Source organism: Streptomyces sp. NPDC046831 (genome assembly GCF_040645305.1).
Taxonomy (GTDB): domain Bacteria; phylum Actinomycetota; class Actinomycetes; order Streptomycetales; family Streptomycetaceae; genus Streptomyces.
In genome coordinates this window covers 195,891-221,681 of sequence record NZ_JBEYXZ010000001.1, presented here as the reverse complement: position 1 = coordinate 221,681, position 25,791 = coordinate 195,891, and the positions used below count along the sequence as shown (strand labels likewise).

The 25,791-nt window shown below is 71.1% G+C and carries 19 protein-coding genes and 3 pseudogenes; 11 read left to right on the top strand and 11 right to left on the bottom strand.

Features of this window, described 5'->3' with window-relative positions; genetic code table 11:
- Positions 1–28: 28 nt before the first annotated feature.
- From ABZ920_RS00840 to ABZ920_RS00830, 3 genes and pseudogenes are all read right to left on the bottom strand, one after another.
- Positions 29–130: pseudogene (locus ABZ920_RS00840) on the bottom strand (carboxymuconolactone decarboxylase family protein); the annotation flags it as partial.
- A 24-nt stretch (positions 131–154) separates the two neighbouring features.
- The gene (locus ABZ920_RS00835; RefSeq protein WP_361497030.1) at positions 155–1,915 is read right to left on the bottom strand and encodes an MFS transporter; all 1,761 of its coding nucleotides are present in this window, start codon (positions 1,913–1,915) and stop codon (positions 155–157) included.
- A complete protein-coding gene (locus ABZ920_RS00830) occupies positions 1,912–2,274 on the bottom strand; it encodes a MarR family transcriptional regulator (protein WP_361497586.1) in 363 nt (120 codons plus the stop codon). Before ABZ920_RS00830 ends, ABZ920_RS00835 begins: the two co-directional genes overlap by 4 nt.
- Before the next feature lie 47 nt (positions 2,275–2,321).
- Between ABZ920_RS00830 and ABZ920_RS00825 the strand changes: the two genes are divergently transcribed.
- Complete coding sequence (locus ABZ920_RS00825) at positions 2,322–2,684, top strand: transposase (protein ID WP_361497583.1); 363 nt, start codon at positions 2,322–2,324, stop codon at positions 2,682–2,684.
- Positions 2,685–2,727: 43 nt separating this feature from the next.
- Here the strand turns inward: ABZ920_RS00825 and ABZ920_RS00820 are convergent, their stop codons facing one another.
- Positions 2,728–4,641, bottom strand: a complete 1,914-nt coding sequence (locus ABZ920_RS00820; RefSeq protein ID WP_361497027.1) for a cellulase family glycosylhydrolase — start codon at positions 4,639–4,641, stop codon at positions 2,728–2,730.
- Positions 4,642–4,757: 116 nt separating this feature from the next.
- The gene (locus ABZ920_RS00815) at positions 4,758–4,880 is read right to left on the bottom strand and encodes a hypothetical protein (RefSeq protein WP_361497024.1); all 123 of its coding nucleotides are present in this window, start codon (positions 4,878–4,880) and stop codon (positions 4,758–4,760) included.
- Positions 4,881–5,100: 220 nt separating this feature from the next.
- On the opposite strand from ABZ920_RS00815, the pseudogene ABZ920_RS00810 reads away from it, so the two are divergent.
- Positions 5,101–5,698: pseudogene (locus tag ABZ920_RS00810) on the top strand (FAD-dependent oxidoreductase); the annotation flags it as partial.
- Between the two features lie 4 nt (positions 5,699–5,702).
- On the opposite strand, the gene ABZ920_RS00805 reads toward ABZ920_RS00810, so the two are convergent.
- Together ABZ920_RS00805 and ABZ920_RS00800 are read right to left on the bottom strand one after the other, a co-directional pair.
- Complete coding sequence (locus ABZ920_RS00805) at positions 5,703–6,245, bottom strand: DUF5709 domain-containing protein (protein ID WP_361497021.1); 543 nt, start codon at positions 6,243–6,245, stop codon at positions 5,703–5,705.
- Between the two features lie 140 nt (positions 6,246–6,385).
- Positions 6,386–6,568 carry a hypothetical protein gene (locus ABZ920_RS00800; RefSeq protein ID WP_361497018.1) on the bottom strand — a complete coding sequence of 61 codons (183 nt, stop codon included), beginning with the start codon at positions 6,566–6,568 and terminating at the stop codon, positions 6,386–6,388.
- Positions 6,569–7,729: 1,161 nt separating this feature from the next.
- On the opposite strand from ABZ920_RS00800, the gene ABZ920_RS00795 reads away from it, so the two are divergent.
- The 5 genes from ABZ920_RS00795 (at position 7,730) to ABZ920_RS00775 (ending at position 12,667) form a co-directional block, all read left to right on the top strand.
- Positions 7,730–7,837 carry a keywimysin-related RiPP gene (locus ABZ920_RS00795; protein ID WP_358938496.1) on the top strand — a complete coding sequence of 36 codons (108 nt, stop codon included), beginning with the start codon at positions 7,730–7,732 and terminating at the stop codon, positions 7,835–7,837.
- Between the two features lie 160 nt (positions 7,838–7,997).
- Entirely contained in the window at positions 7,998–9,851 is a 1,854-nt protein-coding gene (locus ABZ920_RS00790) for an asparagine synthase-related protein (protein ID WP_361497015.1), read from the top strand.
- Positions 9,852–9,979: 128 nt separating this feature from the next.
- Positions 9,980–10,240, top strand: a complete 261-nt coding sequence (locus ABZ920_RS00785; RefSeq protein WP_361497012.1) for a lasso peptide biosynthesis PqqD family chaperone — start codon at positions 9,980–9,982, stop codon at positions 10,238–10,240.
- A 75-nt stretch (positions 10,241–10,315) separates the two neighbouring features.
- Positions 10,316–10,732, top strand: coding sequence for a lasso peptide biosynthesis B2 protein (locus ABZ920_RS00780; RefSeq protein WP_361497009.1), 417 nt, complete (start codon positions 10,316–10,318; stop codon positions 10,730–10,732).
- A gap of 3 nt (positions 10,733–10,735) precedes the next feature.
- Complete coding sequence (locus tag ABZ920_RS00775; protein ID WP_361497006.1) at positions 10,736–12,667, top strand: ABC transporter ATP-binding protein; 1,932 nt, start codon at positions 10,736–10,738, stop codon at positions 12,665–12,667.
- 603 nt (positions 12,668–13,270) lie between these two features.
- Here the strand turns inward: ABZ920_RS00775 and ABZ920_RS00770 are convergent.
- From ABZ920_RS00770 to ABZ920_RS00755, 4 genes and pseudogenes are all read right to left on the bottom strand, one after another.
- A complete protein-coding gene (locus ABZ920_RS00770; protein ID WP_055711351.1) occupies positions 13,271–13,474 on the bottom strand; it encodes a cold-shock protein in 204 nt (67 codons plus the stop codon).
- A gap of 246 nt (positions 13,475–13,720) precedes the next feature.
- Positions 13,721–13,933, bottom strand: a pseudogene (locus tag ABZ920_RS00765) (hypothetical protein); the annotation flags it as partial.
- 21 nt (positions 13,934–13,954) lie between these two features.
- Positions 13,955–15,418 (bottom strand): FAD-dependent oxidoreductase, encoded by a 1,464-nt coding sequence (locus tag ABZ920_RS00760; RefSeq protein ID WP_361497003.1) that lies wholly within the window; start codon positions 15,416–15,418, stop codon positions 13,955–13,957.
- 82 nt (positions 15,419–15,500) lie between these two features.
- Positions 15,501–16,673 carry a polysaccharide pyruvyl transferase family protein gene (locus ABZ920_RS00755; protein WP_361497000.1) on the bottom strand — a complete coding sequence of 391 codons (1,173 nt, stop codon included), beginning with the start codon at positions 16,671–16,673 and terminating at the stop codon, positions 15,501–15,503.
- A 910-nt stretch (positions 16,674–17,583) separates the two neighbouring features.
- Here ABZ920_RS00755 and ABZ920_RS00750 point away from each other — a divergent pair.
- The 4 genes from ABZ920_RS00750 to ABZ920_RS00735 all read left to right on the top strand — a co-directional run bounded on the left by ABZ920_RS00750 (position 17,584) and on the right by ABZ920_RS00735 (position 25,791).
- A complete protein-coding gene (locus tag ABZ920_RS00750) occupies positions 17,584–18,810 on the top strand; it encodes an APC family permease (RefSeq protein ID WP_361497580.1) in 1,227 nt (408 codons plus the stop codon).
- On the top strand, positions 18,807–19,088 hold the full coding sequence (locus ABZ920_RS00745) for a hypothetical protein (protein ID WP_361496997.1): 282 nt from the start codon (positions 18,807–18,809) through the stop codon (positions 19,086–19,088). The genes ABZ920_RS00750 and ABZ920_RS00745 overlap by 4 nt, the downstream gene beginning before the upstream one ends.
- A gap of 6 nt (positions 19,089–19,094) precedes the next feature.
- Positions 19,095–19,406, top strand: coding sequence for a hypothetical protein (locus ABZ920_RS00740; RefSeq protein ID WP_361496994.1), 312 nt, complete (start codon positions 19,095–19,097; stop codon positions 19,404–19,406).
- A gap of 394 nt (positions 19,407–19,800) precedes the next feature.
- Positions 19,801–25,791: a hypothetical protein gene (locus tag ABZ920_RS00735; protein ID WP_361496991.1), complete on the top strand. Its 5,991-nt coding sequence runs from the start codon at positions 19,801–19,803 to the stop codon at positions 25,789–25,791.

Sequence of the window (25,791 nt, the reverse complement as noted above, 5' to 3'; positions counted from 1 at the left end):
GATGTGCGCGAAGTGCGGTCACCGGCCCGGGGAAGCGGGCGCCCCGGAGTTCCTCTTCCAGGAGGAGTCCATGGGCCAGGTAGCTGATGGTGCGGTACCAGCCGGCCGGCACGAGGAGCTCGAGCACCTCAGTGAAGATCCGACTGGACCTCGGTCAGTCGATGCCTTCGACGATGCGGAAGTCGCGCTCGACGCCGTCGGAGAGGGCGACCAGCGCCTCCTGGTAGGCCGCACTCTCGCGCGCCGCGACGGCCTGCTCGAAGCTGTCGAACTCGACCAGGACGGTGCGCTCGGCGCTTCCGGCGTCATACGCCACGACCCGACCGCCACGGACGAGGGTCCGGCCGCCCCAGGGCTGGACGGCCTGACGGGCCAGCTTGTTGTACGCAGCCAGCTTCTCAGGGTCTGAAATGGTGCGGTAGACGCTGACCCAGTAGCCCTTGGGCATGGAACCTCCAGTGTCGGGATGAGTGCAGCTGACGCACGGGTTGGTCTCGGACGAGCGTCGGCGGGCGAGAGCGAGGCTTGTCAGCGTCGTGATCGCCATGGCGCCGATGCCGACCAGCGCCGCGGTGGTGTAGGCGCTGTCGTCGGGGAAGAGGTGGCCGGGGCCGGTGCCCGCGGCGAGGATCAGGCCGCCGATGGCGCTGCCCAGGGAGTACCCGACGCTGCGGACGACGTAGTTGAAGCTCATGGCGCTCGACGTCTCGCTCTTGGGGGTGACGGCCAGGATGGCGCCGGGCATCGCGGCCGAGAAGCCGCCGACGCCGAAGCCGAGCACGCCCATCGCCGCGAACAGTTCGGCCAGGTCCGACCGGGCCGCCGCGAACAGGGCGAATCCGCCGCCGACCACGACGGCGCTGCCGGCCAGGAGCAGGGGGTCGGCGATCCGCGTCCGGACCCGCGGCGTGAGCTTGCCGGCGACGAACCCCAGCACCGAGAACGGGACGAGGACCAGCCCGGCGACGAAGGTCGTCAGCCCGAAGCCGTAGCCGGCGCCGTGCGGCGTCTGCGCGTACCGGGTGATGAGCGTGAGCAGGAGGTACATGCCGATCCCGCCGACGAACATGGCGAGGTTCGCCCCGGCGACCGCCGGGTGCCGCACCGCCCGCACATCGACCAGGGGCGTCGTGCTGCGCAGCTCGACGACGGCCCAGACGCAGAGCAGCACCACCGCGGCGACGGCGAGGCCCGCCGCCACGGCGAGGTGCCGGCTCCACAGATTCCGTTCGCCGGCGAGGAACAGCACCAGGAGCAGCGCAGCGGCCAGGGCGACCGCGCCTGCCACGTCCACGTGGGCGGAGCGGCCCCCGGGGGCTTCGGGCACGGAGCGCCACGCGGTCAGGAGGGCGGCTGCGGTGACGACCAGGCCGAGGCCGTAGGCGGCGCGTACCCCGCCGAGCTCGGCGAGCAGTGCGGCCAGCGGGTAGCCGACGCCGGCCCCGATGACCGAGACCACCGAGATCAGGGCGATCACGGCCGCGCTGCGCTCCTCGGGGAGGTGGTCCCGGGCCACGCCCATCATCAGCGCCGTCAGCCCGAGCCCGACGCCCTGAGCCGCCCTGCCGGCCAGCAGCCACGCGAACGGCAGCGGCAGCACGGTGAGCGCGCTGCCGGCGACGACGACCGCCAGCGTGGCGAGGATCGTGGCCCGCCGGTGGGGGCCGGCTCCGAGCCGACCCAGGACCGGCGTTGCGACGGCGCCGCTGAGCAGCGCGACGGTCAGCGTCCACTGCGCGCTGCCGAGCGACACGTGGAACGAGGTCGCCACGCTGGTGATGAGCGGCGTCCCGAGGCTGGCGACCGCCGCCACGACCAGAGCGATGAACATCAGGGCGGGGACCAGCAGCCGCGCCTCGGAACGCGCCACCGGGAACGCCTTCTCCGCGACCCCGCCGACCGGGTGCCCGGTCACTGCTTCGGCCCTTCGCGGTCCTGGCTTTCGAGCTCTGCCAGATGCTTCAGCGCCGGAAGGGCCGCCACCAGCGCCTCGACCTCGTCGCCGGTGAGCTCGCCGATCAACCGCTCGAACGCGTGGACGCCTGCCTGGCGCCGCGTCCGGACGTAGGAGGCGCCGGCCTCGGTCAGGCAGACCAGCGTGACCCGCTTGTCGGACGCGTCGCCCCGCCGCTCGACCAGGCCGGACTTCTCCATCACCCGGACCAGGGCGGTCATCGCGGGCTGGGTGACGCCCTCGACCGCGGCCAGATCGGTGATGCGCCGCGGGCCGGTCCGGTCCAGGGTGGCCAGGGTGGCGGCGGACGTCAGACTCATGTCCCGGGGCAGGCGTCTCGCGGCCCTGGTGGCCAGGCCGTAGAGGGCTGCCCCGATGGCGGCGGACGCGCAAGGAGCGGCGTCTTGGCGACTCATGCCAGAAGCATAGCATTTTTATATTCATAGTTTATGGAAATGGCCGACCGGCGCCGGCTCTGCCGGCTGCGCCCGGGGCCGAGGGCAGCGTCGAGGAATTCGTGGACGGCCACCGCGGACGCCGGTGCCGCTACCGCGGCCTCGGGAGGACGCACCTCCAGCGCGTCCTGACCGCACTCGCGATCAACGTGGAGCGGCTGAGCCTTCAAAAACCCGCGGACGGCCCCTACCGGCCGCGCCCGCCCACGGCGTTCCAGCAGTACCTCGACAAGCGAGGACTGCCCCGGCCCCTGTGCTGGAGGCAGGGCAAATGACCCCGAACCTCAAGATTCCCGACAAAGTCGTCCTACAACGCGCTCACGGCAGGGTGCGGCACAGCAGGGCGCCGGGCCCGGGGCGGCTGCCGAACCGCGTGGTGAACGCGATCCCGGCGGCGTACTCGTTCGTCGCGCACTGCCCCTTGTAATCGCCCTCGGCGAAGTCACCGGCCGCCGCACCGTCGGGACGATTGTCGGACCGGTCGAACCACACGGTGCGGGCGGCCCCCGCGAGCGGGGTACGGCCCGGCACGCACAGCGCCGCCGACATCCGCTCCCCGCGCACGCTGTAGCCGGTCAGCAGACCGCCCGACGGGCACTGCAGCTTCGTGTACCCCGACGCCCAGTCGCCGCCGGCGGGCACGTACCGCTCGTCGGTGACGACGCTCTGCCCCGCGTCCGTGGCCGCAGCCGCCGCGTAGGCGTCGGTGCACATGCCACGGCCGCTGGTGTGGCCCAGACCGATCAGCCGCAGCCCGTCGGGGCAGGCGGCCTTGCGGGCGCCGGGGTCCCAGTCGCCCGTCGCCCGTGCGCGCCGCGACTCCACCGCGTCGCCGTGGTCGGTGGCCAGCATCCGCCAGGCGGGCACGGACGCCACGGGGCCGGTCGTTCCGGGCGCGGACATGAGGTGCCGCCAGGCCGTGCCGCGCCAGTCGGCGGCGTCGAGGACGCCCGAGCGGTGCCCGGCGCCGTCGTAGCGCAGCAGCGCCCAGTCGTCGTGGCCCTCGAAGCCGACCAGCGGCCAGAACGCGAAGTCGGCGTCGTGGTCGGTGAGGTAGTCGGTCATGTTGCCGAACCAGGTGCGGGCCGCCGGGTTCGTCTCGCCGCTCCCGATGCCGAACTCGCTCACCCAGACGGGCGCGGTGTAGTGCCGGCCGCTCTCCTCGACGAAGAACGCCTCGTCGTCGAGCGCCGCGCCCAACTGCCCCCGGGTCATGTCCTGGTAGCGCAGGTCATGTGTCTCGCCGATGCCGGTGGCACCGCTGTGGTGCGGACCGGTGTAGCCGTAGAAGTGCGCGGAGTACACCAGCTTGTGCGCGTCCACGAGGGTGTGCGAGAGCGTGCGCACGGGGGTGAGCTGCGGCCGGCCGTGCGGGAGCCCGTCGGCGGGCAGGCCGGTCCAGTTGATGCCCTCGACGACGATGAGGAGACGGGGGTCGCCCTCGGTGAGGATCCGGTCGGCGGCGAGCTGGGCGGCCGCGTACCAGTCGTGGTCGTCGCCCAGGCCCCAGTTGGGGTCGTCCAGGACGTTGCGTCTGACCTCGTTGTACAGGTCGGCGCCGACCACCCCCGGGATCCCGGCGTAGCGGCGGGCCATGAGGACCCAGTCGTCGGCCCACTGCCGGGTGGACTGCCCGGTGTTCCACCGCTCGTTGCCGTCCACCCCGCAGCACCAACGGGAGGTGTTGGTGTGGTTGTTGAGGATGACCGCGAACCCGCTCCGGCTGAGCGCCTCCACGACCGTGTCGTAGACCTGGAGCGGTGTCCTGCCGCGCAGTTGCGGATTGGCGCTCACCGCGCTGTCGGGCACCGCGGCCGTGCTGTGGATCATCTCGTTGGAAAACGGCAGCCGGACGGTGTTGATGCCCAGTTCGTGGAAGTCGGCGAGCAGCCCCTCGAGCGGAACGCGGTCGAGACCGAGCGGTATCCCGTGGGAGTCCTGGCCCGCGTGATGGTTCGCCGGATCGCCGATGTCGCCGCTGCCCGTCCACGACCCTTGTGCCCCGTCCCAGTTGGCGCCCTTCAGCCGGAAGCGGTCGCCCCGGGCGTCGACTATGTAGCGGCCCCGGGTGGACAGGGGCGGATACCAGGTCTGCGCCGCGGAGGCGGCCCGTGGCGCGGTGAGCGGGCGGGACGGCGGCACGGCGCACGCCGCCGTCGTCGTCTGCGCGGCCAGGAGCACGAGACCGGCGACCGCTCCGGCCAGCCGCAGGACAGTTGGTGCCATCGGCATGTGCACAGCCCTCGATCGGTGTGGGGGAACCGTTCTCCGGAGCTGTACAGTGCCCTCTCCCGCCAGAAAGGTCCAGACAGCCGGCACACACACCGCGATGCACCCACCACAGCGGGTCAGGCGTAGCTCAGACCGCTTGCTCCGCTCTCCCCCACTGATCGGATCAGCACCCGTTCGAGCGGCACCGGCCGCTCACCGCTGAGGGGGAGCAGACGGGAAACGACCTTCGTGGCAGACACGCGGTCAGCGTCTCGCCCGGTCCTGCGTGGTACGGGCGGGCAGGTCGGATGCGGGTGCCCAGCGCACCACCTGTGCCAGGTCGTGGTGGATGCGGTCGGCTGCACCGCGCACCTGGACGGGGACGGCGCCGCGCTCGGCGACGATGCGGCTGTAGAGGGGGTCTGCCGGAACACGGCGGGTCTGCTCTCTTCAGCAGGGTGAGGCGGGTGACGGGCCGAACAGGGGCTCACCGACGATCTGGCCCTGGCAAGGCCGGATTGAGCGCCTACGGACGCGGGCGGATCACGGTCGACGAGGACTCCCCCACCCAGGTGCCGCACATCTACGCGGTCGGCGACGTCATCGGCTACCCGGCGCTGGCGGCGGTCTCCATGGAGCAGGGGCGGGCGGCGGCGTACCACGCGTGCGGGGAACCCGTGGGACCGATGCGCCAGTTGCAGCCGATCGGGATCTACACGATTTTGGAGATCAGCTTCGTGGGGTCCGCGGAGGATTGGCTCACCGAGGGCCGCGCGCCGTTCGAGGTGGGCGTCTCCCGCTACCGGGAACCGGCGCGCGGGCAGATCATCGGCGACTCGCACGGCATGCTCAAGCTGATGGTGTCGCCGGAGGACCACACGCTGCTCGGCGTGCACTGCTTCGGCACGGGGGCACCGAGCTCATCCACATCGGACAGACGGTGACGGGCTGCGGCGGCACCGTCGACTCCCTCGTCGACGCCGTGTTGTTCAACTACCCGACGCTCGCGGAGTCGTACAAGGTCGCCGCCCTGGACGCGACGAACAAGCCGCGGCAGATCGACCGGCTGCGGGGCTGACTCCTCAGTCCTGCCGGTGCCGGCGCCGGAGGCGGGGGTAAAGCAGGGGATCCTCCGGAGGGATGGGGTCGTCGTCGGGCGGCGAGAAGTCGTCGTCGGTGACGTGGGCGGCGGCCTCCTCGGCACTGGCCGCTCCCCCGTCGATGCCCACGTCGTAGGCGACCTCGTCCTTCTCGGTGTCGGGATGTGCGCCCTCGTCCGGGGCCATCAGGCGGCCGGCGCGCGCCTCACCCGCCTCCGGGTCGATGACCTCGCCGTCACCGCCGGGCAGGTCGCCCACCCCGTCACCCTCCGGCTCCCGTACATCCGGCTCCTCCTGGATCAACCGCTGGTCGAGGCTCTCGCCCTCCCGCTGCTCGGCCGCGGTCGTGCCGTGCTTGGTGACGCCGAGCGGCTTCTCGGGCGGGGAGTACCCCTCGTCGAGGAGGTCGTCATAGCTCGGTTCCTCGATCGCGTCCTCCAGGTCGTCCAACCGTGCGGTGCTCTCTTCGCGCACGTCGTTCTGGGTCGGCTGGTAGACGTCGTCGGCCATCGGATCGGTGTTCACCTGTGGGCCTCCCTCCTTCCAGCGGCTCCCGGGAGCGTCGACATCCGCGTTTCCCGGTATTGCCGTCCCAAGCAGACGGCTTGGCCGGAGCACTGGTTTAACTCCGGACAGTGAGCAGATAATTACGCTTCGGTCAATTTTCAAGGGTCAACCAGCGCGCCTGTCATCACAGCCACACACGGTGTGACGTCGGGGCGCGTGTGGTGGGGCGGTTCTTGCATCTGCGGGTCGAGGCCGAACTGGTTCATCACGTCGGAGAGCAGCTCCTGCGCGGTTTCCTGCAGGGTCTCGGCCTCGTCGGCAGGGGTCAGCGTGCCGAGCACGGGCTGGATCCGGCGGGGGTGACGGGCGTGGTGAGCGGCCGCGGGTCAGGCAGAAGCGCGTTTCCGCAGGTGCGGATGGCTGCCTTGGGGGAGGTGGGCAGTCATGCGGTGCTGGACGCGGAACTCGCCGGCTGCCGCACCGGGGAAGTCACCCTGGTCGGCCGCCTGCCGCGCTCGTGCGGCCCGGGCCGGCTCGTCCTGGCCGACCGTGATTCCTCGGTGTCCCGTTACGGCGGGCGTTCGCCGCCACCGGCGCTGATCCGCTGGGGCGGGTGCCCGCCCACCGCGTCCTGCCGGAGATCAAGCAGTTTCGTGACGGGGCATGTCTGTCACAGATCAGGGCGAGCAGCGGCCCTGCCCGGGGCGAGCCGGTCGGGATCCGTGTCCCTACCAGTTCAAGGACCGGGCCAGTGAGGGTGCGGCCAGGCCGTGAAGGCCGGAAGGTCGTGCTGGGCGGTGTCCAGGTGCGCTGCGGCTTTGGGGAACGCGGCCTGGAGGGCACCGTATTTGTCGTGCAGGGCCGCGAGGGCCACCGGTACGGCGAGGCCGGTCGGTGAGAGCACACGCACCCGGCGGTCCGGACATGAAATACCTGCGGTGTTACCCGTCAGTTCTTTCCCCTCCGTTCTCACGGGAGAGTCGCGGATCACCGCGAGAGCCGACCGAAAGCGCCGGTCAACGATTACACGTTCGACAGTTGAAGCTTTTGTCGATTTCTCTCACGGCGGCGGGTGCCGGCCCACGGACGCCTCGGGCGGCCGAGAGGGAGCCGTGATGGCCGGGTAGCCCCTGACCTGGGCAAACCGGTCGGCGGTGGTGCGACTTACGGGCCTCGGACGCACGCGGTTCCCGTCCGGGCAACGGGAAAACCCTCTCCCCTACCCTCAAATCTGCTTTCCATGGCACGTGTTCCGCCGCTTTCGGCGGCATCCACCCGTGAAAAGGTGCAGAGTTCGCTTCCCGCGTGCTACGTCACCCCCTCCACGCACTGTTGTGATGATCCGACGGCTGACCCTAGGGTGACTTACCGAATTGGCCGCCCGTGGATCCGGAACCGCGGTGAAAAACGGTCCGATTCGAACAGGTGCCTGTGTTGACGTTTCCTTCACCCGACTGACACGGCGGCAGCTGACGTCGTCGTGAACGAAAGGATGTGTGGCCATGACGTACGAGCGTCCCACCCTCAGCAAGGCCGGCGGTTTCCGCAAGACGACGGGCCTGGCCGGCGGTACCGCCAAGGACCTCCTCGGCGGTCACCAGCTCATCTGACCACGAGGCGACCGGGCCCTGCCCTCCTCCCTCCGGAGTGAGTGACCGGGGCCCGTCCATGGCGGCGGAGGGCGGTCACCGACTGCCCTCCGCCGCTCCGCCCGGCCCGTCCTTCCCGCCGCATCCGCGGGCACGCCATCGACCGGAGGTACGTGAGTCCATGAACAGCCCCGCGCTGCCCGCCGTGGTGCCCGCCTGGTTCGTCGTGCTGCCCGATACCGACGAAGCGGCAGCCGTGGCGGCCAGGGCTCTGCCGCACGCCACCGAGACCCACACGCACGTCTCGGGACGGCCGTGGCTGATGGGGCGCTGGGACCCCCGGGAGCTGACGGTCGGCGAGTGCGGCGGGGTGCGCCTGGCGGTGCTGGGTGAGCACGCCGTCACCGCCGAGGAAGCGGCCCGCGCGGCGGCCGCGGCCACCGACCCGGCCTCCCTCGACCGCTACGCCCGTTCCTGGCCGGGCAGTTACCACCTCCTGGCCAGTCTGCACGGCCGGGTACGTGCGCAGGGCACCGTGACCGGTGTCCGCTCTCTGTTCCACGGCGGGGCGCACCGGGCCCACCTGGCGGCCGACCGGGCCGACGTCCTGGCCGACCTGACCGGGGCACCCCTCGACGAGGGCCGGCTCGCGCTCCAGATGCTCAGTCTGGGCGTGCTCCACCCGCTGTCGGCGCGACCGGTGTGGCGCGGGGTGGAAGCCGTGCCCGGCCACGACTACCTGGTTCTGGAGCGCGACGGCCGGGCACACCAGAAGCGCTGGTGGTGGCTGCCGCGGCGCGACGTGCCGTTGGCCGAGGGCGCGGCGATGCTGCGGGACGAGCTGCGCCGGGCCGTCGAGGTCCGTGTCCGGGACCGGGACGTGGTCACCGCCGATCTGGGCGGCCTGGACTCCACCGCCGTGGTGTGCACCGCGGTGGCTGCCGGCGCCAAGGTCGTCGCCTACACCGCGGCGACCCGCGACCCCCGCGGCGATGACGTCCACTGGGCCCGCCGCACGGTCGAGGAGCTGTCGTCGGCCGACGGCGGCGGGCGGATCGAGCACCACATCGTTCCCGCCGACGATTTCCCGCTCACCTTCGACGGCGTGGACGCGCTGACCGACGTACTGGACGCCCCGTCGCTGTACGCCGTGGATCGCAACCGGCGGATGAGCCTGCTCCACCTGGCCGCGGATCGGGGATCCACCGTCCACCTGAACGGTTTCGGCGGTGACGAGCTGCTGGCGGGCGCCTCCGCCCGCGTCCACGACCTGCTGCTGCGCCAGCCGCGCACCGCCGTCCGCCACACCCGCGGATACCTGGCCAAGTACCGCTGGTCGCGGCGGCGAGCCGTACGCCAGCTGCTGGACCGGCGCCCGTACGGGGCGTGGCTGGAGCAGATCGCGACCGACCTGACCGACCCGCTGCCCTCGCCGGAGGAGCCGTTGTTCCAGTGGTGCTCGCCCGCAAGGATGCCGCCGTGGGCCACCGCGGACGCCGTCGACGCGGTGCGCGCACTCATCCGGCAGGAGGCCGCCGTGGCGAGGCCGCTGGGCCCCGGGCACGGAGAGCACCGTGAACTGGCCACCATGCAGGCGGTGTCCCGGTTCGCCAGGCACCTCAACCAGATGACACGTCAGCGCGGTCTCCTGTTCGCCTCCCCCTTCTACGACGACCGTGTGGTGGAAGCCGGCCTGGCGGTGCGCCCGGAGGAACGGGTGACTCCGTGGCGGTACAAGCCGCTCGTGGTGGAGGCCATGCGCGGCGTCGTCCCCGAGGCCAGCCGCACCCGGGCCACCAAGGCCAACGCCACGCTGGAGGAGGAGGTCGGGCTGCGGCGGCACCGGGAAGCCCTGCTGGCGCTGTGCGAGGACTCGCGGCTGGCCGGACTGGGCCTGATCGACGCGGACGTGTGGCGCGCCTGGTGCTCCGGTCCGGTGTCGGCGGAGCTGGAGAACGTTCTCCTCCACCCGACCGTCGGCTGCGAGGCGTGGCTGCGCACCCAGGAGACTCTGCACCGCCCCGCGGACGGCTGACGCCCGCGCCGCCACGCGCCACCGTTCACGTGCCCCGGCGGTCCGGACGCGACCGGGCCGGTACCGCTGCGGCACACCCGTCACCCCCTGCCCCACCGGCAGACACCCCTCGCTACGGAGGTTGTCCGATGAAACTGGAACTGCGCGGCGGCATCCTGATGGCCGAGACCGAGTACGGCCTTGCCCTGCTGGACGAGAAGAGCGGCGAGTACTGGACGCTCAACCCCAGCGCCGCCGTGGTCCTGGAGACGATGCTGGCAGGCCGGGACGCAGATGACGCGGTGCACGCCCTCACCGAGCGGTACGACGTCAGCGACAGCCTCGCCCAGCAGGACGTCGACCGCATTCTCACGGAACTCCGGTCGGCCGGGCTCGTCAACGAGAACTGACGGGCGAAGCGGCCGGCGACCCGAGAAGCCGGAGCGCCCCCTCACCGCGTCCGCACGTGCAGAGAGGAAAGCCCCATGTCGACACCCGAAGCGGTCCCCTACCGGCCCCGTTCGGTACCACTGCCCACCCGGTTGGCGGCCCGCCTCGCCGTGGGGTGCGCCCACCTGCTGGCGACCCTGCCGCCCAGCCGGATACGCACCCTGCTGCGCCAGGTGCGCCGCGGCGCACGGCCGGCCTCGGTGGCGCAGACCGCGGCCGCCCTGGACACCGTCCTGGCCGTCAGCCTCACCGCCGGTGGCCGCAAGGGGTGCCTGCCCAGGTCGCTGGCGACCGTCCTGCTGTGCCGGATGCGCGGCCAGTGGCCCACCTGGTGCGTGGGGGTGCGCAAGCAGCCGCCGTTCGCCGCGCACGCCTGGGTGGAGGCGGATTCCCAGCCGGTCGGCGAGGACTGCCCCGCCGACTACTTCCAGCGCTTCTTCGCGGTCGACTGACCCATGGCCGGACTGCCGCCCTCCACCGCACGCCCCGGCACCGCGACGACCGTCCGGACCACCTCAAGGGACCCGGGGTGCGCGACCGCGGCCGGCGCGCCGGCCGCGGTCGCCGGAGCCGGGGGCGCCGCTTCCCGGACGCGCGCCCCGAGGGCACCGTCCGGCTACCGGGCGCTGGCGGCCTCGCTCCGGCCCCACCGTCGCACCGGCCTCGCCGGGGCGCTGCTGGGACTGGTCGGCAGCACCCTCGGTCTGGCCCAGCCACTGGCTGCCAAGCGGTTGATCGACAACCTGGGCTCCGGGCGCACGGCCACCGGTGCGGTCCTGGTCCTGGCCGCGCTCCTGCTCGGGGCCGCCGCGTTCTCCGCACTGGGCCAGTACGTCCTGCACCGCACCGCCGAGTCCGTCGTGTGTTCCGCCCGGCGGCGGATCACCGGGCGCCTGCTCCGGCTGACGGTGCCCGAGCTGGACCGGCACGAACCGGGTGAGCTGATCAGCCGCGCCACCTCCGACACCATGCTGCTGCGGCAAGCCGCCACCCAGTCGGCGGCGCCCGCCGTCACCGGCGTCGTCATGCTGGTCGTGACGCTGGTGCTGATGGGCCTCGTCGACCCGGTCCTGCTCTGCGTCACGCTCACCGTCGTGGCGGTGCTGGGAACGGTCGTGGGGGTGGCGGCACCGGCCATCGGGCGTGCCACCCGGCAGGCGCAGGAATCGGTCGGCGAGATCGGCGCGGCTCTGGAGCGGGCCCTCGGGGCGGTGCGCGCGGTCAAGGCTGCCGGGGCCGAGCAGCGGGAGGCGGCTGCACTGGACCGCATGGCGCAGGACGCCCGTCGCACCGGGGTACGCGCCGCAGGGTGGCAGGCCCTGTCGGCGGCCGCCTCCGCCGTCGCTGGGCAGGCGTCCTTCCTGGCGGTGCTCGGCGTGGGCGGTGCCCGGGTCGCCTCCGGAACGATCAGCGTGTCAACGCTGGTCGCCTTCCTGCTGTACCTGTTCGCGCTGGCCCCGAGGATCAGCCAGCTCGTCGACGCCGTGGGGCAGCTCCAGGTCGGCGCGGCCGCCGCACTGCGCATCGAGGCGATCGGGCACATGGACACGGAGACGGCCGAGCCCTCCGTCCCCGGCACGCCCCCCGCAGGCGCCGCGGAGGCCGCGGGGCGCTCTGCGCGGCCGGCGGCAACGGTGCGCTTCGAACAGGTGGGCTTCCGCTACCAGCCCGGGCTGCCCGCCGTCCATCGCAGCGTCTCCTTCACCGTGCCCGCCCGGGCGGTGACCGCCCTGGTGGGCCCCTCCGGCGCGGGCAAGACCACCACCTTCTCCCTCCTCGAGCGCTTCTACGACCCGGACACCGGCCGCATCCTCCTGGACGGACGTGACCTGCGGCAGTGGCCCCTGGCCGAACTGCGCGCGGCCATCGGTTACGTCGAGCAGGACGCGCCCGTGCTGTCCGGCACCCTGCGCCAGAACCTGACCCTGGGCGCACCGCACACCACGGACGAGGAGCTTCGGGAGACACTGCGCCGCACCAGGCTGGACCCTGTGGTCGCCCGTCTTCCGCTGGGCCTGGACACCCTGGTCGGCCACCGGGGCAGCCGGCTCTCCGGGGGCGAGCGCCAGCGCGTGGCCATCGCCCGGGCCCTGCTGCGCCGCCCTCGGCTGCTCCTTCTGGACGAGGCCACGTCGCAGCTGGACGCCGACAACGAGGCGGCACTGCGGGAGACCGTGGCGGAGGCGGCGCGGGACATCACCGTGCTGGTGGTGGCGCACCGGCTGTCCACCGTCACCACGGCGGACCGCATCGTGGTCATGGAGGCGGGCCGGGTCCGGGCCGTGGGCACCCACGCCGAACTGCTCGAGACCGACTCCCTCTACCGGACCCTGGCCACGACCCAGATGCTCAGCCCTGGGGCGACCTCCACGGACGGGGATGCCTAGGGTCTGTATCGATGGCGGCGGCAGCAAGCTGGACCGGTCGGCTTCTCAGCGCTTCACGTACAGGGACGTGACGACCACTGAGGCGCAAGGCAGGCAGATCAATCACGTCCTGCGAAGCAGCGGCTTCACGTCCCGCAAAGCAGCGGCTTCTGCAAGGCCTGACTGAATCTGTCCGCACCGCCTGCACCGGCTGGCGGTGTGGCACGGTGGGCGGCTCGGCTGTGAGGCGGAGGCCCGGCGCAGTGCCTGGGCCAGGCCGCGGTGTGAGCGGTCGGCTTCCCCGCGGACCTGGGCGGCGACATCACCGCGTTCACCGACCCGCCGCTCCCCTAGGGCAACAGGTCCCGGCGTGCGTTCCCTGCCGACAAGGGTGCAGCACGAATCGCGGGCGCCGCCTGCCCTCACGCGGCAGTTTCCTTGCGGCGACGCGGCCTTCCCCTTCCGCTCAGCAGCCGGCTTCTTGCCTGTGCGGCCGGAGCGGGCAGCCCGGAGGCTCGTCTCGAGCAGCTTCAACGGCACCCGGCCTCACAAGGCTGCATCGCCCTGTGAGACAGGCGGCTGCCCGCACCGGGCAGCCGCCTGTCGTCCCATCCTCGTGTCCGGTCAGCCCCGGACGATGTTCTGGGCCTGCGGGCCCTTCTGCCCCTGGCCGATGTCGAACGTGACGTGCTCGCCCTCGGTCAGCTCGCGGTACCCACTGCCCTTGATCTCGGAGTAATGGGCGAAGACGTCCGGGCCTCCGCCGTCCTGCTCGATGAAGCCGAAGCCCTTCTCGGCGTTGAACCACTTCACGGTGCCGCTGGCCATACTGGTCGATCCTTCGTTTCCTGCCTGGGAACAGCCCTTCGCCTGGGCATGCTCCGGCTCCTGCAACCGCACGAGCCAACAACCGTTCTACCCCGGAACACGGCACTCACCCGGCCGGCGACACAGCCCTTCGCCCATCGCCTCACCGGGCGCCGGCGCTCGCCCATCCGGTGACACACGGCACCAGAGCCCCGGCTTCCGGTCCGCAGCCACCACGGCCCAGTCAAACCGACGCATTCGGACAGGGACGTCTTCCATGGTGACGAAGCCGCTCACGGTGCCCTTGCCGCCGGTGACGGCGGCGAGGCGGGTGCCGCCGGCTCAGGCGGATACCGACGGCCCGCATCGCGGTGAGGGCGTCGTCGAGCGGGGTGTCGGTCTGCCCGCCGGTCACCGGGTGCAGGACGGTGCGAGGGGGGACGGCCTGTGCCGGTCAGGCACGCCGAGGGCGTCGTTGATGAGGGTCCGGCCGAACCTCGGTCAGTCCGCGCCCCGATCGTCCCTGGCCTCCGCCGCTCCCACCCGCAGCCGTGCGCCCTGCCGGAGCAGTTCGCGCTGGACCAGCCGGTAGGGCAGGCCGCGCGGTCCCCTCCCGTGCCGGACGGTCAGCGCGGCGCACACGCCGGCCGCCTGGCCGGTCGCCATGGCGATGGGCATGACACGGTAGGACGAGTGCGCCACGTGCGTCCCGGAGATGCAGCGTCCGGCCACCAGCAGCCGATCGGTTCCCCGGGGAATCAGACAGCGCAACGGGATGTCGTAGAAGCTGCCCCGCGGCACCCGCTTCAAGGTGGTGCCGGCACCGCGCGGGTTGTGGATGTCGACGGGATAGGCGCCGTGCGCGACGACGTCCGCGAAGGCGCGCGCGGCCAGGATGTCGTGACCGGTCAGCTGGTAGTCGCCGAGGACGCGCCGGGTCTCCCGTACGCCGATGTGTGTGCCGCTCTGCACCACGTACGACTCCTCGAAACCGGGCACGCGAGTGCGCAGGAAGCGGTCGATCTGGGCGAGCTGCCGCCGGGCGGTGTACTCGGCGCGGGTGAGGTCCCACACGCTGGTGCCGAGCACACGGTTCACCCGGGTGCTGTTGACGGCGACCTCACGCGGATGCGGGGTCGCGAAGAACAGGATGTCCTCGCGCGGCAGCCTCAGTTCGCCCTTCTCCCTGGCCTCCTCGATCAGGTCCCACAGGCCGTGCACACCGCGCCACTGATCGGGGTGCGCCCGTACGAAGTCGGCGAAGTCGGGGCGCGAGAAGTCCGCGACGCGGAACATCAGCGTCATCGGCTGCACCAGCCCGTCCTCGGGACGGCCGATCTCGTACGGAGCCCCGCAGGCGGTCGCGACGTCGCCGTCGCCCGTGGCGTCCACGACCACCCCGGCGTCGATCACCACCGGTGCCGACTTCGTCTCGAACACCACCCGCCAACCGGAGCGGTCGTCGAGGGGCAGGGCGCCGGAGGCGAAGGCGTGGAACAGCATCCGCACCCCGGACGTGTCCATCATCTCGAGCAGGACCAGTTTGAAGAGCTCCGGGTCGAAGGGGACCGTGTACCCGGTGCTGAGCGACGGCGGGAGGCAGGCGCCGTGCCCCATGAGCTGGTCGAGCAGTTGCCACAGGACGCCTGCGACCACCGGTTCGCCCTCGCCGTGGTCGGTGGGCAGCAGCCGTGCGGTGTCCCCGGACTCGGTGAACGTGGCCTGCTTGTGCTCGTTGTGGAACGACATCAGCGGCATCACCAGTGCCACCGTCGCGTTGCCCCCGAGGAATCCGTAGCGCTCGGCCAGCACGACATCGGCGCCGGTGTCGGCCGCGCCGGCCGCGGCGGCGAACCCGGCGGGACCGCCGCCCACCACCAGGACGTCACAGCGCCCACCGTGCTGGGCGGGCCGTGGTGGCAGGGTGACCGTGCTGTGTTCCTGGGGTTCTTTCAGGATCGGCATCGGACTCCTCGGAGGGTGGGGCCGGCGGTGGGGTGGTGTCAGCGTGCGGCGGGCGCGGTCAGCGGCGGCGAGTACGGTGCGGCTACTCCCGCTGTGACCGGGACCCGCACCCGATCTCGTCCAGCAGCGAGCCGCAGCGCACGCAGGTCTCCCGGGCCACCGCGGACAGCTCCTCGACGCGGATGCGCAGCTCCTTGCGGCGCTGCGGATGCTCGTCCCAGAGCCGGTCCACCTCCGCCAGCAGCAGTCCGGCCTGCTCCCGGGCCACGCCCACCAGGGCCGGGACGCCCAGCCGGCGCGCGAAGTCGAAGACCTTGCCCGAGTAGGGCAGCGGCAGCACCGGCACGCCTGTGAGCGCTGCGAAGATCACGAAGTGCAGTCGCATGCCGACTGCCATGTCCAGATGGTGCATGAAGCCGAGGACCTGTCCCGGACTGTAGGTACCGTGCAGCAGCCGTCCCTTGTCCGGCGCGGTCATGTGGGACAGCACCGCGTGCGCGTGCCGTACGTCCTGCCGCTCCATCGGCAGGAAGACCACGTGTGCGTCCAGGCGCCGTACGAGGAAGTCCGCGACGTCGGCGAGCAGCGCGTGGTAGTCGGCCTCGTCGAGTTTCTCGGCGGCCCGGCCCGGCTCCCGCACGGACATCCCCACCAGCCGCGAGTCGGTGGGCAGGCCCTCGTCGTGCAGCATGACCTCGGTGAAGGGCTCCGGGCGCAGCAGCAGGGCGGGGTCGGCCGTGACGGTGACCTCGCGTTCCAGACCCACCTCCTCCAGAACGAGCCGGGACTCCTCGTCGCGCACCACGACGTCGTCCATGTCGGCGAGGACGGTGCGCACCATCTCCCGGTCCTCGCCGTCCCGCAGCGGGCCCGCGCCGACGGCGTACGCGAAGGTGGGCACGTCGCGGCCCTGTGCGGCCCGCACCAGCCGCAGATAGCGCCGTGCCTCCCCGTCGTACAGCACGCCCCCGCCGCCCAGCACCAGCAGGTCCAGGCCGGGCAGCACGTCCAGCACGTTGTTGCGGCTCACGCCCTCCCAGGCCACCACGTCGTCGGCCTCGAGGTGGTGGGCGCGTGTGTGCGCCTCGTCCCGGCTGAAGACGACGAGGTATGCGCCGGGCCGCTGGGCGCGGAGGCTCTCCAGGACGCAGGTCAGGATTGCCTCGTCGCCGACGTTGAAGCCGCCGTACGAACCGAGCACGCCGATGTGTGGGCCCGACCGGGCGGGGTGCGCATGCGAGGGAGCAGTGATCACCCGGGGCTCCCGTCACGTCGAAGTCGGCCGGCCCGCCGGCCCTGGCCCGCGGGCGGTGTCGGCCCCGCAGGACCCCGGGTTGCCTCGGCGACCCAGGGGGAAACACCCCATTTGTCCGAACGGGCGGAGGATGACGGAGGTCAGTTCGTCGACGACGTAGGTCAGCCGCACATCACCCCATGCGAGCCCCCGGACGGCCGACTGCCGATTGATGGCTCCGATGTGCATTCACTCCGCTCCCGCAGCCCTCGACGGGTCCTGCGGCGCCCGTGCGAGCCCATCCCCTCCAACACGCCACAACACCACAACACCACATCAGCGACCCACGACGGCCCAGGACCCAGGCACCGAAGAACGCTCAGCCAGAAAGTGCGGGACGGCGGCCGGCACGGAGCCAGTCGCCGCACGGCGCAGGCCCTCGATGCACTCGCCCCCTCCGGCAGGCCCTGCTCGCGCTGCGGCGCCCGGTGCCCGGCGCCTCCGGCACGCCACCCTCGTGCCCGGCGTGTGGCACATCGGCGCCTCCACCCACCCCGGCCCCGGCGGCGGCTCGGGACACCTCGTGGCACAGCGGCTCATCCACCACACGCGCCGGAGCAACCGCCGCTGACCCAGCACCGGCGGAGGAGGGCTCCATGGCCGGCCTCGGCGAATGCGCCGTCACGCCGGCACCGCACCGTTACACAGTCATACCGGCTTCCGGCCTCCGGCTTCCGGCTTCCGGCTCCCGGCTCCGGGCTCCGGGCTCCCGGCACGACTGTTCAAGTTCGTCGCTTATCGTGCGCGCGATACGCGGGCGCACCGGTCCGCGTCTGAAGTCGAGGGAGCGGCGAAGTTGAACAGCGCATCCAAACCCGTCCCGGGGGTCCCGGACGAGCTTCAGCGGCGGCTGGGGGTGCCGGACGCGGTGATGATCGGACTGGGGTCGATGATCGGTGCCGGGATCTTCGCCTCCCTGGCTCCGGCCGCGCGGGCTGCCGGATCCGGTCTTCTGATCGGGCTGGCGATCGCTGCCGTGGTCGCGTACTGCAATGCCACTTCCTCCGCTCGCCTGGCCGCTCTCTACCCGGCCTCGGGCGGAACCTACGTCTACGGGCGGGAGCGGCTGGGCGAGTTCTGGGGCTACCTGGCCGGGTGGGCGTTCGTGGTGGGCAAGACCGCCTCCTGCGCGGCCATGGCTCTGACCGTCGGCTCCTACCTCTGGCCCGGCCACTCCCACGCGGTGGCGGTGGCCGCCGTGGTGGTCCTGACCGCGGTGAACTACACCGGCGTCCAGAAGTCCGCCCTGCTCACCCGCGTGATCGTGGCCGTCGTCCTCGCGGTGCTCGCCGCCGTCGTGGCCGCCTCGCTGACCTCCGGCGCCGCGGACACGGCCCGCCTGGCCGTGGGCTCGGACGCGACCGCGGGCGGCGTACTCCAGGCGGCGGGCCTGCTGTTCTTCGCGTTCGCCGGCTACGCCCGGATCGCCACCCTGGGCGAAGAGGTCCGCGACCCGGCCCGCACGATTCCGCTCGCCATCCCGATCGCCCTTGGGATCACCCTCGTCGTCTACACCCTTGTCGCAGTCTCCGTCCTGCTGGTCGTGGGCCCGGACGGCCTCGCCGCCGCCGGCGCCCCGCTGACGGAAGCCGTGCGCGCCGCCGGTGCCGACCGGCTGGTGCCCGTCGTACGCATCGGTGCCGCGGTCGCCTCCCTCGGCTCCCTGCTCGCCCTCATCCTCGGCGTCTCCCGCACCACCCTGGCCATGGCCCGCGACCGCCACCTGCCCCACGCCCTGGCCGCCGTGCACCCGCGCTTCAAGGTCCCCCACCGGGCCGAACTCCTCGTCGGCGCCGTCGTCGCCGTCGCGGCCGCGACCACGGACGTGCGCGGGGCGATCGGCTTCTCCTCCTTCGGCGTCCTGGCCTACTACGCCATCGCCAACGCCTCCGCCTGGACCCTGACCCCGGCCGAAGGCCGCCCGGCCCGGATCATCCCCGCCGTCGGCCTGGCCGGCTGCCTGGTCCTGGCCTTCACCCTCCCCATGCCGTCCGCGATCACCGGAGCCGCCGTACTCGCCCTGGGCGCCGCCGCGTATGGGACGCGCCGCAGGAACGCCGGCGCCACCCAGCCACGAGACTCCGCTGAGCGCCGATGACGGAGGCCGCAGGATCCAAGCGCACCCCCCGCCGGCCCACAGTCTCGGATCGCGAGTTCCAGGCCGTCGACCTGCCTGGTCGGCCGTCCGGCCCACGACGGGCTGAGCGCCCGGGCCACAGCCTTTGGGGCTGGCTGCTGTGGACCCCGCTGGTCGCCGCCGAGGCCAAACTGCGCGCAGCCCGCAACCTGGCCCGGCGGCGGGTGGTCGCCCACATCGAGGAACGCCACGCCGCGGAGGCCGGTCGCACCGCGTCCGAACTTCCGCATCCCGCGTGAGCGCAGATGCCGTTCGACGTCGACGACTCTGTTCGTCGGCGCGTCGTCGGCGAGAAATACGTACTGCTACGGCCCCTCCGTACCCGCGATGAGGCTTACGGGTACGGCCCGGCTATCGCGTACCTTGAGGCGTCAGGCCAGGGCATCGACCCTGCCTGTGAGCCGTGGCGCGACTTGATCAGTGAGATTCGAGCGCTGGGACTCGAGTCGTACGAGGTCGCGGAACGACCGCGACTCGGCGGCGGACCTCCACCTGAACTGTCTCGGTTCAGGTGGCAACAGCTCCCGGAGTTCGTCGTGGGGCTGCAAGTCCTTTGAGGATCTTGGCGGCCCTTGCCGATCAGCGTCCGTCCGTGACGTTTCTGCTGGTCAGACAGGGCGCGCAATGTCTCCACCCGTCACCCTTTGTCGGTCTGTTCCTCTCCTTGCGTCCCAACTGCGTCCCGACGCCGCCCCGAAGGGCCAGGGACGCCGGGCTGTCGGGCGATTACGCGAGCTCGGATGCGGGCTCGAACCCGCCCGCAGCGGATTGCCGTTCCAATGCGCAGGGATTGCCCGGGGTGCCGGGCCAAATCCTCTGCGTGCGCTTCGGGCGCGATCGTCCGCTACTTACGAATACGTCTACTGGTCACCCATGCGGGGTGGTACAACAACTAACTTGGGGGGTCGGAACATGGCAGGATGTGGCCGACCGGCGGAGGTTGGGGGACCGTTGGACAAGAGGCTGCGTCTCGCCGATGCCGCATACCAGGATATGGCGACTGAGGCCCTGAACCTCTGGTTACCCTCCGCGAGGTTCCTCTTCGAGCCGATGCCCCGGGGCCGCTCGGGTGCCGAGCTGGTGAGCGTGGACATCAGCGGCAACACCGGAGGCTTCCCGCCAGGCACCTACGTCCTACGTGTCGGCCCGGCGGAGGAGGACCTCGCCCAGGCGAACGAATTGGCGGCCCATCAGCTGATCCGCGAGGCCGACCCGGAGTTCGCCGAGCGGCACATCCCGCGCCTGCTGCGCATCAACCAACGCCGCCACGGCGACGTCCGGCTGGTGGTGTCGCTGCACCAACTCGCCGGCGACAGCCTCAGGTGGTACAGCCCGCCCCGCAGCGGGTCGACGGGGCTGCTGCGTTGCGCGCAAGCCATCTCCCACGACACCCTGAATGCCTGGGCGGATCCGAGCGACTTGACGCAGATGCAGCCGCACGACGTGCTGTCGACGGTGGCGGGAACGGCCAAGCTCGACGAGTGCCTGGCCGTTGCCTCATCCCTCTTCGGAGGTGAGGTCCACGAGGAGGACGGGCATGCGTTCCTCAACCCCCTCGCCGTCCTGGGCGAAGCCGAGAACGGCGAGCTGCCGATCATGGGGGGCATATGCCACGGGGACCTCAATACCAGCAACGTACTCGTGCCTCGGGACGAAGTGGCGGTCGGTGACGACTCCTTCTGGATCGTCGACTTGGACCAGGCGCGCCGGTCCGTCGTCGGGTTCGACCTGGCCTACTTTGAGGTCAGCGTCCTGGTGAACATGCTGCCGACCACCCGCCGCCCCGTGCTCGCCCGGTGCCTGGAGGCAGCTGAGGACGCTTCGGTCAAGTCCGTGCCGGACGATTGCCAGTGGCTCGTGGAGTTCCTGCAGCAGTCACGCGCCGGCATCCTGGAATGGATTTCCAGACAGACCGGTCGGGTGGACCGCCTATACCAGCAGTTGACGCTGGTGCGCATGGCAGCCGCACTGCTGTGGGCCCGGCGCTTCCCCCATGACGACGAACGTACCCGGCTCTGCCTCGCCTATGCCGGCTGGTACGCCCTGCGGTACCGCAGGACCTTCGCCAGCGCCGCGCCGCAGCACCCGAGCGTTCCGGCGGCTCACACCCCGCCCAGGGAGGTGGAGCGGGTCCGCGAGGATCTGTGGGAGTCCCTCTGGGGCACCGTCTCCGGGTTCTCCCCGCATGCGGCCCGTTACATCCTCGTCGCGGAGCAACTCCCCCGCACATCGTCCATCTCGGCGCTCGGCCGCATCCCCTGGTCGCTGATCGTCGACCTCGACCCGGCCTCGGACGGCGACGGACTTCACCACTGGGCGAGCCCGGTCCTCAACACGCAGCGTGCGGTGCATCTCTTCACCGAGGAGCGCCCGGTGATCGACTATGCGCGCGGCACAGCCTGGCTGCTGGCCGCCGGTTCCGTGCTGCGCCGGGAGCCCGCCCTGGAAGGCCGCGAGTGGGTGCTCCGTCGCCTGGACACTGTGCGTCGGCTTACCTCCTCGTTCCACCAGTTCGTCGGCGAGACACCGGTGTGCGTCCTGGTGCTCGAGGGCGGCACCGAGTCCGCGCCGGAAGGGGGCCGGAACAGACTGCTGCGGGTCATCGAGACCATGGACGAGATGCTTCAGGGGCAGGCGACTTTCCTGCACGTGGGACTGGCCGACCTACAGCCCTACGTTCCCGTGGTCCAGGTGCCGATGCCTGTGCACGACCTGCTGGACCGCCTCGCCGCGACACTGGGCAGCAGCGCCGAGTACCTCGACTACACGGTCCCCGCCCTCGACAACGGCACGGTGGCGATCTCGCCGGAGACCATGCAGAAGCTACGCGAGCATCTGGTGATCCTGCATGACGGGATCGATGCGTCCGCTCCGCCCGGCGACAAGAGCAACAACGACGCTTTCTGGCGCGGTGGCCTCATCGGCTGGGATGATCTGGACGCTGGCCGGGACGTAGTGCGCGCCGTCAACGACGGCATCGTGGCCGCCCTCCGTGACAGTCTGAGGCAACATCGCACCCGTACCGTCGTGGTTGAACACCGGCCTGGTGCCGGCGGCACCACCGCAGCCCTGCGCGCCGCCTGGGACCTGCATCAGGAGTCTCCGGTGGCGGTGCTCCCGCACGGCGTGCCGATCGGGCCGTCGCGCGTCCCGCTCGTCGCCGACCGGCTGCATCTGCTGTACACCATCACGCAGCTGCCAGTGCTGCTCGTCGCGGAAGCGGGCGACCTGAGCGAGTCCTACCGGGAGATGCTGTACCGCGAGTCAGCCAAACGCAACACCCCGCTGACGATTCTCTACGTCAGACGGGGGGTCACTCAGTCCAGCCGGAGCGCCCTTCAGGTGTCGGAGCCGCTCGAACCGGCGGAGACCGCCGAGTTCTTGGCCCGCTATTCCGCGCTGACGGACGACCAGCATCGGATCGACGAGTTGCGGCTGCTCGGTACCAAACATTACGAGCCCTACCGCACGCCCTTCTTCTACGGCCTCGTCACCTTCGAGCGGGAGTTCACCAAGCTCTCCACCTACGTACGCACCCATCTCGACCACGTACGCGGCCGAGCGCGCGAGGTCATGCAGTACCTCGCCCTGGCTACCATCTACTCCAATACTGGGCTGCAGCGGGAGCTAGTGCAGAAGCTGATGCACGTCTCCACACCGTCGGCAGAACTCGACCTCTCCGACGTATTGGGCCCGGAGGCATCCCGGCTGGTGGCGGTGCGCAACGGCCGGGTACGCCTCCAGCATCAGCTCCTGGCCGAGCAGGTACTGGCCGAACTCCTGAACGACGACCGGTGGAAGCAGCATCTCAAGGAGCTGTCGATCGACTTCATCCAGGCTCTGGCGATCACCACCGACGTATCCGCGGACCCAGTGCGGGTGCTGCTCCGCCAAATGTTCGTGGACCGGCAGGGCGGCACGGCGGACGGGATCGAGGACCGGCGGAAGTTCGCCCCGCTGATCGAGCAGCTGGATCTCAACTCCGCCCACCAAGTGCTCAAGTCCCTCACCGAGCACGTGCCCGACGAGCCGCACTTCTGGAACCACCTGGGCCGGCACCAGATGTACCGCCTCAACCGGGAGCTCGACAAAGCGGAGGAGTACGTCACGCGCGCGGTGAACCTGGCGGAGTGGGATTTCCTGCATCACCACACCCTCGGTCTCGCGCGCCGCAGCCGGATGCGCCAAGCGCTGCGCGACGCCAAGCGGCGCGGAGTGCAGTCGGTGATGGCCGCCGCCGACCGCTGGTTCGCGCAGACCGTCGAGTGCTTCGCCACCACCCGGAAGCTCAACCCGGAAAACATCTACGGCTACGTCACCCATGTGCAGGCCATCGTCGATGTCGCCAAGGCAATCAAGGACGCGGCACGGGTCTCATCCATCGCGGAACTCAGCTCCGACGCGAGCGAGTGGGTCACGGAGAACGTGGCCGAGGCCAACTTCCTGCTGAACGAGGCCGCCCAGCTATACGGGACGCTAGACCAGCACGACGACTACTTGGTGCGGTGCCAGGCCGACATCAAGCGGCTGTACGGCGACCTCGACTCCGTGGTCGAGCTGTGGGAGCTCGCCGTCGCCGGCAACCGCAGCACACCCATGATGCAGCGGGCACTCGCCCAGGCGTACTACGTGCGCGGCGGCCGCACCTGGCGGGAGCTGGACGACTCCGAGCTCACCCGTATCGTGGAGCTGGCACGGCAGAACCTCTCCAGAACCGGCTGCAAGGAGGAGGACTACCGGCTCTGGTTCGAGGCGTACAAGCTCCTGCCGGAGTTTGACATCGACGAGGCGCTCTCCCAGCTCCAGCTCTGGGCGGACCGCTTCCCCTCGTGGCGCGCCCACTACTACCGGTACTGCCTCTTCTTCCACCTCTGGTTCACTGGCCGCAGCAACGACGTGGAGGCTTTCCGCGTGGAGCAGCAGCAGGCCGAGAAGTATGTGGTGGGCCGCTCCAACCGCTCCTATCTGTGGCTGTCCACCGGCCCCGAGTGGTATCCGCTGATCGCTGACAGCGACCTGGGCGAGTGGAACCGCCGGGACATGTTCTGGACGAACACCACACATCTGCAGCGGGTGAATGGCGTCATCGACCTCATCCGCGGGCCCCAGGCGGGCAGCATCCAACTGGAAGGCGCGGTCACCGCCTTCTTCGTCCCGTCCCGGGGCAAGTTCCTCCCGGACAGCGACGAGAACACCCCGGTCAACTTCTTCCTCGGCCTCAGCCCCGAGGGGCCCCGCGCGTGGGACGTCAGACGGGGGCATCTCAACCACGCCCTGCGGGCACGGCAAACGGTGTCGACGGGCCCGGTGCGCACGCTCACCGCCCGGCACCCCGTGCACCTGGCACCGGCCCAGGTTGCGGCGCAGGCTGCCATGCTCACGCGGCAGCGCAGGCTCGATTTCTGCATCTCCCTGCTGGAGGCATGGCAGACGGTCGGCGACACGCCTCGGCTGTCCCGGCTCACCGAGCGGGTCAGTGCCCGTTTCCGGTACAACGGCGCGGACGTAGCCGAACTCCTTGCCGAGTCGGGCCGGGTCTACTTCGACGCCGACGAGAACGACCCGCTCGTCCAACTGCTCGGCGGCCAGGGCCAACCGGTCCGGTCGGCAACGCCCGACCATGGGCTGTCCTCCGACGGCCAGTCTGAACTGGGCCGCATCTCGTTCGTCAATGACACCCACGGGCACGGCATCGTTGAACTGGTGAATCACGGGTGGGCGCGCTTCACGACCGACGATGTGCGGACGCCGCTTGCGGACGGTCCTGTCCGCGGCCAGATCGTGCGGGCGGTCATGGTGGAGATGGACCGCAATGGAGGGCGCAACGCACGGGGCCTGGAGCTGTTCCCCCTTACGGCCACGCTGGTGGGCACCGAGGTGGTGGACGTGGAGCAGCTCCTCGAGCGCGTTGAGACCGACCTGCGGTACGAGATCGAGGAGCGGCTTGCGCAAGGAGTGCGCACGGTGCCGACCCGGGAACTCGAGGAGTGGTTGGAGGAAAGGTTCAAGGGCTGCCAGCCGCTCGCGAGCCGCCTCGGTCTGCCGTCCCTGGGGCAACTGTGGAACGGGCTGGACTGGCTGAAGCAGAGCGGCACCCCCGGCAACAGGATGCTGAGCCTGGCCAGCGGGACAGTGTTCGGGCGCGTCTCAGAGGCCCGTGGAAAAGCTGCTGGGCGGGAGCGACACGCTGATGAGCGCGACGACTTCGGCACGGCGTTGGATTCCGTGGTCACCGCGCTTCAACAGGCCAACAAGGGCAAGGCGCCCACGTTCTACAAGGTGAAGAACGGGCTTGTGAAGCACTTGAGGAGCAGGTACGACGCCGTGGTCGGCAGATCCCTGCAGAGGCGGATCGAACAGCAGCCGGGGTGGGAATTGCGGGAACTCAATTCCGGTGTGCAGTTGGTCCACCGAGCCGGTGCTCCCGCGCCGCCCGCAGACGCGCCGGAGCCGTTCGCCACCGCACTCGCCCACATCGTGGACGAACTCGCCCGGCAGGGAAAGCCCCCCAGCCTCCAGACGATCGGATCTAACCTGCGGTCCCGACTCGGCGAGGCGTATGCGAGCGTCGTCGGCTCTTCATTGAAGAAGCGGATCGAACGCGAACCCGGGTGGCGGCTGGAAGAGATCAGGCCCGGGGTGCACCTGGCCCATCGAGCCGGTGCACCCGCACCAGCGAGGCGCTCTGCGGCAGAGGTGGACGTCGCGGCCGACCTGAACGCCGTGATCGGAGAACTACTGACGCGTGACGGCGAGGCTCGTCTCACCGTTCTCGGGAACGCGTTGCGGGAGCGGTGGGGCCCCGAGACCTATCAGGCGTTGACGGTCGGCCGCACGCTCCGTCAGGTGGTCGAGGCACACGGCTGGGAGGCCCACTGCCCAAGGCCGGACACCTGGGTGCTGCGCGGGCGCAGCACCCAGCCCCCCAGCGCGGAAGGATGA

Excerpts from the sequence above, each read along its gene's own strand:
- ABZ920_RS00830 (WP_361497586.1), bottom strand. The coding sequence starts at position 2,274 with ATGAGTCTGACGTCCGCCGCCACCCTGGCCACCCTGGACCGGACCGGC.
- ABZ920_RS00820 (WP_361497027.1), bottom strand. The coding sequence starts at position 4,641 with ATGCCGATGGCACCAACTGTCCTGCGGCTGGCCGGAGCGGTCGCCGGT.
- ABZ920_RS00795 (WP_358938496.1), top strand. The coding sequence starts at position 7,730 with ATGACGTACGAGCGTCCCACCCTCAGCAAGGCCGGCGGTTTCCGCAAG.
- ABZ920_RS00790 (WP_361497015.1), top strand. The coding sequence starts at position 7,998 with ATGAACAGCCCCGCGCTGCCCGCCGTGGTGCCCGCCTGGTTCGTCGTG.
- ABZ920_RS00785 (WP_361497012.1), top strand. The coding sequence starts at position 9,980 with ATGAAACTGGAACTGCGCGGCGGCATCCTGATGGCCGAGACCGAGTAC.
- ABZ920_RS00780 (WP_361497009.1), top strand. The coding sequence starts at position 10,316 with ATGTCGACACCCGAAGCGGTCCCCTACCGGCCCCGTTCGGTACCACTG.
- ABZ920_RS00775 (WP_361497006.1), top strand. The coding sequence starts at position 10,736 with ATGGCCGGACTGCCGCCCTCCACCGCACGCCCCGGCACCGCGACGACC.
- ABZ920_RS00770 (WP_055711351.1), bottom strand. The coding sequence starts at position 13,474 with ATGGCCAGCGGCACCGTGAAGTGGTTCAACGCCGAGAAGGGCTTCGGC.
- ABZ920_RS00760 (WP_361497003.1), bottom strand. The coding sequence starts at position 15,418 with ATGCCGATCCTGAAAGAACCCCAGGAACACAGCACGGTCACCCTGCCA.
- ABZ920_RS00750 (WP_361497580.1), top strand. The coding sequence starts at position 17,584 with ATGATCGGACTGGGGTCGATGATCGGTGCCGGGATCTTCGCCTCCCTG.
- ABZ920_RS00745 (WP_361496997.1), top strand. The coding sequence starts at position 18,807 with ATGACGGAGGCCGCAGGATCCAAGCGCACCCCCCGCCGGCCCACAGTC.
- ABZ920_RS00740 (WP_361496994.1), top strand. The coding sequence starts at position 19,095 with ATGCCGTTCGACGTCGACGACTCTGTTCGTCGGCGCGTCGTCGGCGAG.